Annotated in this window: 12 protein-coding genes and 1 riboswitch; of the genes, 6 read left to right on the top strand and 6 right to left on the bottom strand. The window is 66.9% G+C overall.

From position 1 onward, the window contains the following. Nucleotides 1-18: 18 nt before the first annotated feature. A complete protein-coding gene (locus tag HSX14_RS27790) occupies nt 19-615 on the bottom strand; it encodes a cupin domain-containing protein (protein ID WP_173171319.1) in 597 nt (198 codons plus the stop codon). Between the two features lie 83 nt (nt 616-698). After that, nucleotides 699-2,648 carry an oxidoreductase gene (locus HSX14_RS27785; RefSeq protein ID WP_173171321.1) on the bottom strand — a complete coding sequence of 650 codons (1,950 nt, stop codon included), beginning with the start codon at nt 2,646-2,648 and terminating at the stop codon, nt 699-701. Nucleotides 2,649-2,802: 154 nt separating this feature from the next. On the opposite strand from HSX14_RS27785, the gene HSX14_RS27780 reads away from it, so the two are divergent. Both HSX14_RS27780 and HSX14_RS27775 read left to right on the top strand, forming a co-directional pair. Beyond that, complete coding sequence (locus HSX14_RS27780) at nt 2,803-3,864, top strand: ABC transporter substrate-binding protein (protein WP_173171323.1); 1,062 nt, start codon at nt 2,803-2,805, stop codon at nt 3,862-3,864. 79 nt (nt 3,865-3,943) lie between these two features. Next, the gene (locus HSX14_RS27775) at nt 3,944-4,735 is read left to right on the top strand and encodes a class II aldolase/adducin family protein (protein ID WP_173171325.1); all 792 of its coding nucleotides are present in this window, start codon (nt 3,944-3,946) and stop codon (nt 4,733-4,735) included. Between the two features lies 1 nt (nt 4,736). Here the strand turns inward: HSX14_RS27775 and HSX14_RS27770 are convergent, their stop codons facing one another. The 3 genes from HSX14_RS27770 to HSX14_RS27760 all read right to left on the bottom strand — a co-directional run bounded on the left by HSX14_RS27770 (nt 4,737) and on the right by HSX14_RS27760 (nt 6,888). Next, nucleotides 4,737-5,069, bottom strand: coding sequence for a type II toxin-antitoxin system HicB family antitoxin (locus HSX14_RS27770; RefSeq protein ID WP_173171327.1), 333 nt, complete (start codon nt 5,067-5,069; stop codon nt 4,737-4,739). A gap of 53 nt (nt 5,070-5,122) precedes the next feature. Next, complete coding sequence (locus HSX14_RS27765; protein WP_116858099.1) at nt 5,123-5,320, bottom strand: type II toxin-antitoxin system HicA family toxin; 198 nt, start codon at nt 5,318-5,320, stop codon at nt 5,123-5,125. Nucleotides 5,321-5,448: 128 nt separating this feature from the next. After that, nucleotides 5,449-6,888, bottom strand: coding sequence for a TolC family outer membrane protein (locus HSX14_RS27760; protein ID WP_173171329.1), 1,440 nt, complete (start codon nt 6,886-6,888; stop codon nt 5,449-5,451). A gap of 218 nt (nt 6,889-7,106) precedes the next feature. Continuing rightward, nucleotides 7,107-7,213: riboswitch (TPP riboswitch) on the top strand. Between the two features lie 93 nt (nt 7,214-7,306). Here HSX14_RS27760 and thiC point away from each other — a divergent pair. Further along, nucleotides 7,307-9,190 (top strand): phosphomethylpyrimidine synthase ThiC, encoded by a 1,884-nt coding sequence (gene thiC, locus HSX14_RS27755; protein ID WP_173171331.1) that lies wholly within the window; start codon nt 7,307-7,309, stop codon nt 9,188-9,190. A 75-nt stretch (nt 9,191-9,265) separates the two neighbouring features. Further along, the gene (gene cytX / locus HSX14_RS27750) at nt 9,266-10,564 is read left to right on the top strand and encodes a putative hydroxymethylpyrimidine transporter CytX (protein WP_173171333.1); all 1,299 of its coding nucleotides are present in this window, start codon (nt 9,266-9,268) and stop codon (nt 10,562-10,564) included. Here cytX and HSX14_RS27745 read toward each other — a convergent pair. Next, nucleotides 10,521-11,255 (bottom strand): RsiV family protein, encoded by a 735-nt coding sequence (locus HSX14_RS27745; RefSeq protein WP_228723504.1) that lies wholly within the window; start codon nt 11,253-11,255, stop codon nt 10,521-10,523. The genes cytX and HSX14_RS27745 overlap by 44 nt on opposite strands. A gap of 188 nt (nt 11,256-11,443) precedes the next feature. On the opposite strand from HSX14_RS27745, the gene HSX14_RS27740 reads away from it, so the two are divergent. Together HSX14_RS27740 and HSX14_RS27735 are read left to right on the top strand one after the other, a co-directional pair. After that, on the top strand, nt 11,444-12,061 hold the full coding sequence (locus HSX14_RS27740; RefSeq protein WP_111259862.1) for an NUDIX domain-containing protein: 618 nt from the start codon (nt 11,444-11,446) through the stop codon (nt 12,059-12,061). Further along, on the top strand, nt 12,052-12,504 hold the full coding sequence (locus HSX14_RS27735) for a DUF1249 domain-containing protein (protein WP_173171337.1): 453 nt from the start codon (nt 12,052-12,054) through the stop codon (nt 12,502-12,504). Before HSX14_RS27740 ends, HSX14_RS27735 begins: the two co-directional genes overlap by 10 nt. The last annotated feature ends 5 nt before the right edge of the window (nt 12,505-12,509 follow it).

Here is a 12,509-nt window from a genome sequence, read left to right as displayed (position 1 = left end):
TGATCGCCCGCAGCGGCTTCAGAACGTGGGCGGGGTGATGATCCAGATGATCAGCGTGTCCCTGTCGCCAGGGTTGCCGTAGCGGTGCGGTTCCTGGCTGGAGAAGGAGAAGCTGTCGCCTTCGGCCAGCCGGAAATGCCGCTCACCGACCCAGAGCTCGAATTCGCCACTGAGGACGTAGCCGGCTTCCTCGCCTTCATGGCTGTAGCTCTCTTCGCTGTAGGTGCCGGGCGGGAATCTTGAATGGAGGATCTCAAGCGAGCGGCTCGGCTGCGGGCTGAGCAGCTCGTCGATGATGCCGTCGTCGTAGTGCACGCTCATGCGGCTGTTCTTGCGCACCACATAGCCCTTGTCCGCTTCGGCCGTGGGCGCTTCGCTGGCGAAGAACCACTGGATGGTGACGCCCAGGCTGCGGGCGATGTTGAACAGCGCGGGGATCGAAGGGTAGGCCAGGTTGCGTTCCAGCTGGCTGATGTAGCCGGCGGTCAGCGAACTCTGTTCGGCCAGCTCGGCGAGGGTCATGTCGCGACGTTTGCGCAAGGCGCGGATGCGCGTGCCGAGGAACTGGCTCTCGGGCGCATTGGCGGTGCCGGGCGGCGGCAGGCTGGGGCTCATGATCCCTCCGGTCCTTGGGGCTGGGCGGAGGGCTGGCCCCGCGCGAACGCGGCATTGTAAAGCAGCGGCGTGCCCCTCGCGCCCTAGATTTCCCAGGCCGCCTGCAGCCCCTCGAATATCGCCTCTTCCACCGTGCGCGCGGCCAGGCAGTCGCCGATGCGCTGGAAGGGCACCAGGCCTTCCAGCGTCGCGCCCAGCTCGTCCAGCGGCTGGTGGCCCTGGCACAGCACCAGGGTGTCGACGTCCTCGAACAGCAGCGGCTCGCCGCTGGCCGCATGCAGCATGTACACCGTGCTGTCGTCGTGGCCGTAGAGGCGCGCGTAGGGGGTGATCGGAATCCCGAGGCGGTGCAGTTCTCCGGCCATCTGGTCGCGCACGTAGAGCGGCAGGCTTTCGCCGCAATGGGTACCATTCACCGCCAGCCTCACCGAGTGGCCCAGTCGGGTCAGTCGCTCGGCGATGCCGGGGCCGATCCAGTCGCAACGCCAGTCGGCCACCAGCACCGAGCGGCCGACCTGCACCTCACCTTTCAGCACCTGCCAGGCATCCACCACCTGCAGTTCACCGCCGCGCTCGATATCCGGCCAGTAGGGCCGTGCGCCGGTGGCGATGATCACCTGGTCCGGCCGCTCGCGCTCCACGAGCGCGCGGTCGACGCGGGTGTTGCGCACCACCTTCACGCCCGCCAGCTCCATCTCCCGCTGCAGGTTGGTGGCCGCGCCGCCGAACTCGCTGCGCCGGGGCAGCAGTTGCGCCAGCAGCACCTGGCCGCCGAGCTGCGTGCTCGCTTCGTAGAGGGTCACCTGATGGCCCCGTTGCGCGGCGACTGCAGCGGCCTTCATGCCCGCCGGGCCGCCACCGACCACCATGATCCGCTGCGCCCGGCTGGTCGTGGTTGGCTGGCCGTAACGCAGCTCGCGCCCCGTTTCCGGGTGCTGGATGCAGGAGATGGGGTAGCCCTTGTGGAAGTGGCCGATGCAGGCCTGGTTGCAGGCGATGCAGGCGCGCACGTCGTCGACCCGGCCGCTTGCGCTCTTCTCCGGCATCAGTGGGTCGCAGATCAGTGCCCGGGTCATGCCGCAGACGTCGGCCTGGCCGCTGGCGATGATCCGCTCTGCCTCCTGGGGCTGGTTGATGCGCCCGGTGACGAACAGCGGGATGCCCAGGCGCGCCTTGAACCCGCCGGCGGTCGGTGCCAGGTAGGCCGGCTCCACCGCCATGGGCGGGACGATGTGCACGGCGCCGCCGAAGGAGGCGGATGTGCCGGCCACCAGGTGCACGTAGTCCAGTTCGGGCTCCAGGGCGAGCACTGCCTGCAGTGTCTCGTCTTCGCCGAGGCCCTGGGGATCGCGCTCGTCGGCGGAGATGCGCAGGCCGACGATGAAGTCCTCGCCCCCGGCCAGGCGCACTGCCGCGAGGACCTCGCGAAGAAAGCGCAGGCGTGCCTCGAGGTCGCCGTTGTAGCCGTCCTCGCGGCAGTTGACCCGGGGGTTGAGGAACTGCGCGGGCAGGTAGCCATGGCTTGCCACCACTTCCACCCCGTCCAGGCCGGCCTGGCGCAGGCGGCGGGTGGCGGCGCCGTAACCTGCGACTATCTCGTCGATCATCCCCTGGTCGAGCGCACGGGGCATGACGCGGAAACGCTCGTTCGGGGAGACGGAAGGGGCATAGGCCACCGCCAGCAGGCCGCTCGCGGTCTCCATGATCTCGCGCCCCGGGTGGAACAGCTGCGACAGCACGAGGGTGCCGTGGGCATGGCAGGCTTCGGCCAGTTCGCGATAGCCCGCGATGCAGGCGTCCTCGGTGGCCATCAGCACGTGCGAGGTGTAGCGCGCGCTGTCATGAACGCCCGCCACCTGCAGCACGATCAGGCCCACGCCACCTTCGGCGCGGGTGCGCTGGTAGGCGATCAGGGCATCGTTGACCCGGTTGTCGGTGGGCAGGCTGGTGTCGTGCCCGCTGGACATGATGCGGTTCTTCAGGCGCTTGCCACGGAGCTGCAGGGGCTCGAACAGGTGGGGGAAAGCGTGCATGGCAATCCTCGCAGGGTTGCTGGGGTTCTTATGAATTCATTACTTGTTTATCCCTGGTAAAAAATCAACTTGTTTTTTTACTGGTGCGCATCTAGCGTGATCCCTGCCCCTCGACGGGCCATCCCCGCACAACAAGAACAATGGGAGAAACACCATGCGCTACGATTCTCCGCGTCACTCGACCGGCCTGCCTCGCCTTTTCCTCCTCATCGCCCTGCTGGCGCCCGCCTTCGTGGCTCAGGGTGCCCCCGACATGGTGGTGGTCGGCTATGGCGGTGACGGCCAGAAGGCCCAGGACGAGGCTTTCTTCAAACCCTTCGCGGCCGAGGACGGCAAGCCGATCATCCAGAGCGAATACAACGGCGAGATGGCGCGCATCCGCGTGATGGCCGATACCGGCCACGTCGACTGGGACCTGGTGCAGATCGAAGGGCCTGACCTGGTGCGGGGCTGTGAGAGCGGTCTGTTCGAGCGCCTGGACTGGCAGCGTATCGGCGGGCGCGACCGGCTGGTCGACGATGCCGCCCAGGAGTGTGGTTCCGCCGCGCTGGTGTGGGGTGTCGCCCTGGCCTATGACGCCGACCGGCTGCAATCCCCGCCGACCTCCTGGGCCGACTTCTGGGACCTTGAGAAATTCCCCGGCAAGCGCGGGCTGCGCAAGCGTGCGGTCTACAACCTGGAGTTCGCCGTGCTGGCCGACGGCGTGCCGGTGGGGGAGGTCTACAAGGTGCTGGCCAGCCCGGGTGGCGTCGACCGGGCCTTCGCCAAGCTCGACCGGATCAAGTCGCAGATCCAGTGGTGGGAGGCCGGCGCCCAGCCCGCACAGTGGCTGGCGGCGGGTGATGTGGTGATGACCTCGTCCTACTCGGGACGCGTGGCGGCGGCTCATCGGGCAGGACGCAACCTCGACCTGGTCCTGCCGGGCAGCCTCTACGGCATGGACTACTGGGCGATCATCAAGGGCTCTCGGCATGCGCAGCGGGCCGAGCGACTGATCGCCTTCGCCAATCGCAAGGAGCCCCAGCTGGCGTACATCCAGCGCATTCCCTACGGGCCGACCAACCGGGATGCCGCAGCCGCGCTGGACGCGGAGCAGGCCCGCTGGATACCGGCGACCCCGCAAGCCTTGGCGGCGAGCCTGCCGATGGATGTGGAGTTCTGGGTCGATCACGGCGAGGAGCTCGAAGAGCGCTTCAATGCCTGGGCGGTGCGCTAGGACGGCGCGATACTTGCCTGCATTCCCGTGGCCGCCATCGCTGGCGGCCGAACCTGCGCCAGTTCCCCCGGAGATCGCCATGACGCCCCTGCACGCCCCGCTTCCGACTTCGTCCTGCACCGCAGAGGAGCGCGCCCTGCGCCAGGAGCTGGCAGCCTGCTACAGGCTGATCGCCCATTTCCGCATGACCGACCTGATCTTCACCCACATCTCGGTGCGGTTGCCGGGGCCGGAGCACCATTTCCTGATCAATCCCTATGGGCTGATGTTCGACGAGATCCGCGCCTGCGACCTGGTGAAGATCGACCTGCTGGGGCGGCCGGTGGAGCCCACCCGCTACAAGGTCAACCCGGCGGGATTCGTCATCCACAGTGCCATCCATGCCGCCCGCGAGGATGCCCAATGCGTGCTGCATACCCACACCCGCGCCGGGTGCGCGGTGGCCGCACAACCGGCCGGGCTGTTGCCGGTGAACCAGATATCCATGGAGTTCTACGGCCGCGTCGCCTACCACGACTACGAGGGCGTGGCGCTCAACCTCGACGAACAGAAGCGCCTGGTGGCGGACCTGGGCGACAAGCCGGTGATGATCCTGCGCAACCACGGCCTGCTCACGGTCGGCGAGACGCCGGCCCAGGCCTTCCTGCGCATGTACTACCTGGAGAAGGCCTGCGACATTCAGGTGGCGGCCCAGGCCGGTGGCGATTTGCTGCTGCCGCCCCACGAGGTCTGCGAGCACACCCAGCGCCAGTTCAACGAGCCCGCACGGCCGGTGGCGGAGGGTGAACTGACCGACCCGGATGCGATGGACCTGGCCTGGCAGGCGCTATTGAGGCTGTTGCAGCGGGTGGCGCCGGATTATCGGGACTGAGTCAGTCCTGTGCGGCGCGTCGGACCGTATCGGCAATCCACTGGTTGATGCTCATGTCGGCCAGTGCGGCCTTGATCGCGATGGTGGCGTGAACATCCGGCTCGATGCGCAGGCTGAGCTTTCCGGAATAAGGCTTCTGCGGCTCACGCCCGAGTTTCGCGCAGGTGGCGAGGTAGTCCTCGACGGCTTCGCGAAAGGCTTCCCGCAATTCCTGAACCGACTCGCCATGGAAACCCACGACATCGCGGATGCCAGCGACATGGCCGACGAACAGGCCGTCCTCGTCGCTGTACTCGATGCGTGCGGAGTAGCCGTTGTAGTTCATGACGTTCATGGAGTCACTCCTGCTTGCTCGAGGAAGGTACGGGCATGGCGTACCTGGTAAGGCTAGGCTTCCTTCTCCGGATGCGGCCTGTGGAAGCTGGCGATCACGCCATTCAGCTCGAAGCGTACGCGGGAGCCGTTGCCTTCGATGGATCGGGCGCCGAGGGCGAGAAACAGCGATTCGATACGGGCCCATTCCAGTGTCCTGGCGGTGGGGCGGGTGAAGATCGCTTCAAGTGTGCCGCTCTGTTTGCTGTTCATGGTATCAGCATCTGATACCAGTCATCGTCCGCCAATCAGCAGTCCTGGATGGGGGGCGTCAGGCCATGCCGACGGCAGGCATGAAAAAGCCCGGCAAGAGCCGGGCTTTTTCATGTCGCGAGCACTACTCAGTAGTTGCTCTTGTTCTTCAGGCTGGCTTCCGCGGCCTTGGCCAGGTCCGGGGGCAGGAAGTCCTTGTCCGGGTCGTAGTCGGATTTGAGGAAGCTGGCGAGGGCTTCCAGGTCCGACGGGCTCAGGGTGCCGGCCGCCTGCTTCAGGCGCAGGTTGTCGAGGATGTAGTCGTAGCGCGCGTTGTTGTAGTCGCGCACCGAGCTGTACAGCTGGCGCTGGGCATCGAGCACGTCGACGATGTTGCGGGTACCGACCTGGTAGCCGATCTCGGTGGCTTCCAGGGCGCTCTGGTTGGAGATGATCGACTGCTTGCGAGCCTTCACCTGCTCCACGTCGGTGTTCACCGCACGGTGGTAGTTGCGGGTGTTCTGCACCACCTGGCGACGCAGGCTTTCGCGCTGCTGTTCGGTCTGGTTCAGGCGCTGGTAGGACTCGCGCACCTGGGAGCTGGTCAGGCCGCCGCTGTAGATCGGGATGTTCAGCTGCAGGCCGATGGTGCGCTGCTCGACATCGCTGCCGTAGCGCACCGGGCTGCCGGCGCTGTTGGTGAAGCCGAGGCTGTCGTTGTCGCCTTTCTGGTACTGGGCGACGGCGTCCAGGGTCGGTGCGTGGCCGGCCTTGCGCTGGCGCAGGGTTTCTTCAGCGGCGTCGACGGCGTAGTTGCTGGCCTGCAGGTTGAGGTTCTGCTGGGCGGCGGTGTCGACCCAGGCCTTGGCGTCGTTCGGCGCGGGCACGACCACCGGCAGGGTGTGCTGGATGCCTTCGATGGAGGCGTATTCGCGGTTGGTCAGGGTGACCAGCGCCTGGAACGCGTCATCCACGTTGCGCTCGGCGATGATGCGGTTGGCGCGGGCGGTGTCGAAGCCGGCCTGGGCTTCCAGCACGTCGGTCTTGTCGGAGAGGCCGACATCGAAGCGCTCGTTGGCCTGGTCGAGCTGGCGCTTGAACGCCGCTTCCTCGGCCTTGGTGGAGGCCAGGTTGTCCTGGGCGCGGAGCACGGCGAAGTAGCCTTCGGCGGTCTGCAGGATCAGGTTCTGCTGGGTCGCGGAGAATTCCAGGGAGGCCTGCTCGGTGCTGGCCTCGGCAGCCTGCAGCTGGAACCAGCGGTCGGCGCGGAAGATCGGCTGGCTCAGGCTGGCCTGGTAGGCGATGCCGCTGCGCGAGCTGGTGGCCGACGGCTCGTCGAGCTTGGTGCGGGTGTCGTTGGCGGTGGCACCCCCATTGATCTGCGGCAGCAGGCCGGAACGGGCCTGGGGCACGGCCTCGCGCACGGCCTCGAAGTTGGCGCGCGCGGCGGCGAGATCGGCGTTGTTGTCTACGGCGTCCTTGTAGACGGTCACGAGATCCGTCTTGGCTGACAGCGGGGCCTCTGCTGCCCAGGCACTACCCGCGAAAGCGGAGGCCACGGCAACAGCCAGTGAGAGTCTGCGCAGCATGATCAATCCTAGATTCAGTGAAGTCGGGCAAGGCTACGGCTGCCGTGATACGCGGTCAAGACGGCCCCATGGCGGGGTCAGTGTAGTTTGCAACACGTTATGTTGCTTGCCGGGAACAATGAATGCGTGACGCGGTCCGGGCGTCGGTTTCGGACGGGCTGGTCATTTATTTCTGACCTTGGGGTTGGTTTTGTGGAAGGGGCTTGTTTAGACTGGCCGCGTTCTTGTCGGGGTGCCTCGAATCGGAGGCTGAGATCGGAAAGTTCCGGATCCCGTTGAACCTGATCAGGTTAAGGCCTGCGTAGGGAACAAGATGCGCCTCCCGCGCCTTGCGGCATTCCTGGGAGGCTCCTCTCGGCACCGGTCCCGGTGCACTCTGCCCCTCAGGTTCGCTCCGACATCACCCAGGAGCTAGCCGATGACTGCAAAACAACAAGCGAACCTGAGCGAAAGCGCCCAGGTCGACCAGCAATCCATCCAGCCTTTCCCCCGTTCCCAGAAGGTCTACGTGCAGGGCTCGCGCCCGGACATCCGCGTGCCGATGCGCGAGATCAGCCTGGACGTGACCCCCACCGCCTTCGGCGGCGAGATCAACGCGCCGGTGATGGTCTACGACACCTCCGGCCCCTACACCGACCCGAGCGTCACCATCGACGTGCGCAAGGGCCTGGCCGACATCCGCTCGCAGTGGATCGAGGACCGCGGCGACACCGAGCTGCTCGCCGGCCTGTCCTCCAGCTTCGGCCAGGAGCGCCTGGCCAACCCCGAGCTGACCGCCATGCGCTTCGCCCACGTGCGCAACCCGCGCCGGGCCAAGCCCGGGCGCAACGTCAGCCAGATGCACTACGCCCGCCAGGGGATCATCACCCCGGAGATGGAGTTCGTCGCCATCCGCGAGAACATGAAGCTGGCCGAGGCGCGCGCCGCCGGCCTGCTCAAGGAGCAGCACGCCGGGCACAGCTTCGGCGCCAGCATCCCCGCAGTGATCACCCCCGAGTTCGTGCGTGACGAGATCGCCCGCGGCCGCGCCATCATCCCCGCCAACATCAACCACACCGAGCTGGAGCCAATGATCATCGGCCGCAACTTCCTGGTGAAGATCAACGGCAACATCGGCAACTCGGCCCTGGGCTCCTCCATCGAGGAGGAAGTGGCCAAGCTGACCTGGGGCATCCGCTGGGGCTCGGACACGGTGATGGACCTGTCCACCGGCAAGCACATCCACGAGACCCGCGAGTGGATCATCCGCAACTCGCCGGTGCCCATCGGTACCGTGCCGATCTACCAGGCGCTGGAGAAGGTCGGCGGCATCGCCGAGAACCTGACCTGGGAGCTGTTCCGCGACACGCTGATCGAGCAGGCCGAGCAGGGCGTCGACTATTTCACCATCCACGCCGGCGTACTGCTGCGCTATGTGCCGCTGACCGCCAAGCGCGTCACCGGCATCGTCTCGCGGGGCGGCTCGATCATGGCCAAGTGGTGCCTGGCGCATCACCAGGAGAATTTCCTCTACACCCACTTCGAGGAAATCTGCGAAATCATGAAGGCGTACGACGTCAGCTTCTCGCTGGGCGATGGCCTGCGTCCGGGCTCCATCGCCGACGCCAACGACGCTGCGCAGTTCGGTGAGCTGGAGACCCTCGGCGAGCTGACCAAGATCGCCTGGAAGCACGACGTGCAGTGCATGATCGAAGGCCCGGGCCACGTGCCCATGCAGCTGATCAAGGAGAACATGGACAAGCAGCTGGAATGCTGCGACGAGGCGCCGTTCTACACCCTGGGCCCGCTGACCACCGACATCGCCCCCGGCTACGACCACATCACCAGCGGCATCGGCGCCGCCATGATCGGCTGGTTCGGTTGCGCCATGCTCTGCTACGTCACGCCCAAGGAGCACCTGGGCCTGCCGAACAAGGATGACGTGAAGACCGGGATCATCACCTACAAGATCGCCGCCCACGCCGCCGACCTTGCCAAGGGCCACCCGGGGGCGCAGATCCGCGACAACGCCCTGTCCAAGGCGCGTTTCGAATTCCGTTGGGAGGACCAGTTCAACCTCGGCCTCGACCCCGACACCGCTCGCGCCTTCCACGACGAGACCCTGCCGAAGGACTCGGCCAAGGTGGCGCACTTCTGCTCCATGTGCGGGCCGAAGTTCTGCTCCATGAAGATCACCCAGGAGGTGCGCGACTACGCCAAGGAAAACGGCCTCTCCGAGGAGAGCCAGGCCATCGAGGCCGGCTTCCAGGAGCAGGCGGCGCGCTTCAAGGACGAAGGCTCGGTGATCTACAAGCAGGTCTGACCGGCCTCGCTGCTGCACCCACGGGCCCGGCGCACTGTGCCGGGCCTTCTTCGTCCACTCTCCAGGGCCTTCATCGTGACCACCCCCAGCTACTCGCCGTCCCTGCCGGTTCCCGCCGGCCAGCGCGTTTTCGGCGCGCGCGACCTGTTCTCCCTCTGGTTCTCCCTAGGCGTCGGCCTGATGGTGCTGCAGCTCGGTGCGCTGCTGGCGCCCGGGCTCGGCCTGGCCGGGTCGCTGGCGGCCATCGCCTGCGGCACCGCCGTCGGCGTGCTGCTGCTCGGCGCCGCGGCGGTGATCGGCAGCGACACCGGCCTCTCGGCCATGGGCACCCTCGGCCTGGCCCTGGGCCGGCGCGGCGCCGTGCTGCCGGCGCTGCTCAACCTCCTGCAACTGGTGGGCTGGGGCGCGTTCGAGATCATCGTCATGCGTGACGCCGCGAGCCTGCTGGCCACCCGTGCCTGGGGCGAGGGCAGCGCGCTGGCCTCGCCGGCGCTGTGGACCCTGTTCTTCGGCGCGCTGGCGACCCTGCTGGCGGTGACCGGCCCGCTCACCTTCGTGCGTCGCGTGCTGCGCAAGTGGGGCATCTGGCTGCTGCTGGGCGCCTGCATCTGGCTGACCTGGAACCTGTTCGACAAGGCCGACCTGGGGGCGATCTGGGCCCGTGGCGGCGACGGCTCGCTGCCCTTCGCCCTGGGCTTCGACATCGCCATCGCCATGCCGCTGTCCTGGCTGCCGCTGATCGCCGACTACTCGCGCTTCGGCAAGCGTGCGCGCAGCGTGTTCGGCGGCACCGCGGTGGGGTTCTTCCTCGGCAATTTCTGGCTGATGAGCCTGGGCGTCGCCTACACCCTGGCCTTCGCGCCGAGCGGTGAGGTCAACGCATTGCTGCTGGCACTGGCCGGTGCCGGGCTGGGTATCCCGCTGCTGCTGATCCTGCTGGACGAGTCGGAGAACGCCTTCGCCGACATCCACTCGGCGGCGGTTTCCAGCGGCATCCTGGTGCCGGTGAAGGTGGAGCGCCTGGCGCTGGCCATAGGTGCGCTGTGCACGCTGATCGCCTGGTTCGCGCCGCTGGCCGAGTACCAGAACTTCCTGCTGCTGATCGGCTCGGTGTTCGCACCGCTGTTCGGCGTGGTGCTGGTGGACCACTTCGTCCTGCGCCGCCGCCGCGAGGAGCTGGCGCCGCGCCGCGCACTGCGTTGGGACACGCTGGCCGCCTGGTTCTGTGGCGTCGCGGTGTACCACCTGCTGGCGAACTTCATGCCCGAGGTGGGCGCCACCCTGCCGGCGCTGCTGCTGGCCGGCGGGTTGCAGGTGCTGCTGGGGTCCCTCAGCCGCGGCCGGGGAAGTATTGGGGCTTCAGTATCCCGTTGAGCTGCGGATAGGGGATGGTCAGCTCGGGGTGGCCGCCAGCGTAGGGCGCGATGCTGTAGACGTCATACTTAAGCAGCAGCGCGCCACGGCCGAGGGCGATGTGCTCGGTGCGCTGGAAGGGCCAGGTGCTCGCGTATTCCGGGTCCTGGTCCAGCTTGTTGGCGGCCAGCCAGCGCTGGTGGGCCTGCTCGGCGAGCTTCCAGAACTCGGCTTCCTGGCCGGGGATGAGCATGTCGCGCAGGGTCAGCACCTTGTCCTGCGTGCGGTCGTAGTTGATCAGCCCGCGCCCGGGCATGCCGTGGGCACCGCCGGTGGCCAGGTAGCTGGACAGTTCGATGATGGTCAATTGGTCACGTTGCTCGCGTACCTTGGCCTGCAGGTAGCTGGCCCAGCCGGGCTCGGCGCGCTGCAGGAAATCCTTCTCGTAGGACTGCAGCGAGGCCGGCAACGGCGCGTCCGGTGCGTCGGCGGTCATGCGCAGCAGGCGCTGGGTCACCAGTTCGCTGAGCTGCGGATGGTCGGGAAAACTGATGACGTCGATGTTCACCAGCGGGCAGCTGTCGCCCTGGCAGCCGGGCTTGAGGTGTTCCCAGGCATCGCGCTTGACGGCCAGGCCCTTGTCGCCGGGCGTCAGCGCCTGGCAGGCGCCGAGCAGGAGGGCGCAGCCGAGGAGGAGCAGTTTCTTGTGCATCGGGATTGAATTCGTCATCGGGTGGGGAGTCGTTATGGATTGCGTGCTTCGACTGCCGGTGGCGGTTCGAGTTCGCTCGCAGGAGCGCATGATCCCAGCCGCAAATCCATCTGCAAAGAGGCTGCGCGAGGCGAATCGCCAGAGTAGGATGCGCGAAACGCGGGACCATCAGATCGAGTGAGGCGTAGATGATAGATACCTTCAAACCCGGGCCGGACGCGGTCGAGATCATCGAGCGCGAGGAATGCTTCCGTGGCTTCTACCGCCTGGATCGCCTGCACCTGCGTCATCGCCAGTTTTCCGGGGAGATGGGGCCGACGCTCAGCCGCGAGCTGTTCGTGCGCCATGATGCCGTGTGCGTGCTGCCCTACGATCCGCAACGCGACCAGGTCGTGCTGATCGAGCAGTTCCGCGTCGGCGCCATGCAGAAGAGCGCCAATCCCTGGATGCTGGAGCTGGTGGCCGGGCTGATCGACAAGGACGAGGAGCCGGACGAGGTGGCGCGCCGCGAGGCCGTCGAGGAGGCCGACCTGACGCTGACGTCGCTGTGGCCGATCACCGCCTATTATCCTTCTCCAGGGGGATCGGACGAATACGTGCACCTGTACGTCGGTCGTTGCGACAGCAGCGGCGCCGGTGGCGTGCACGGGCTGGCCGAGGAGGGCGAGGACATCCGCGTCCACGTGCTGTCCTTCGCCGATGCGCTGGCTGCGTTGCGTGACGGCCGCATCATCAACGCCGCCGCCATCATCGCCCTGCAATGGCTGGCACTGAACCGGGATGAAGTACGGGGGATGTGGACGTGAATCTGTTGCGCGATCGCTACCGGGTGGACCTCGTCGGGCTGCAAGCGGCCTGCGAGGCGAACTACGCCCGGCTGATGCGATTGCTGCCGCAGATGCGCGAGGTCCAGTCCTCGCGCCGCGTGGCCTTGAGCCAGGGCGAGCGGCTGGTGGGCGTGCTGGCGCTGGACGTGGTCGAAGCCTGCCCGTACACCACCACCCTGAAGGTGCGCCAGGAGCTCAGCCTGCCCTGGCTGCCCTCGCCGCAGCTGGAGGTGCGCGTCTACCACGATGCGCGCATGGCCGAGGTGGTCGGGGCCGAGAATGCACGGCGGCTGCGCAGCTTCTACCCCTATCCGAACGCCGACATGCACCAGCCCGACGAGAAGAGCCAGCTCAATGTCTTCCTCGGCGAATGGCTGAGCCATTGCCTGGCCTGTGGCCACGAACTGGAGCCCGTGCTCTAGAAAAT

It is taken from the genome of Pseudomonas tohonis, from assembly GCF_012767755.2.
GTDB classification, from domain to species: Bacteria; Pseudomonadota; Gammaproteobacteria; order Pseudomonadales; family Pseudomonadaceae; genus Metapseudomonas; species Metapseudomonas tohonis.
Note: the sequence above shows the minus strand (reverse complement) of the source record. Positions and strands in the feature narration are given on the sequence as shown.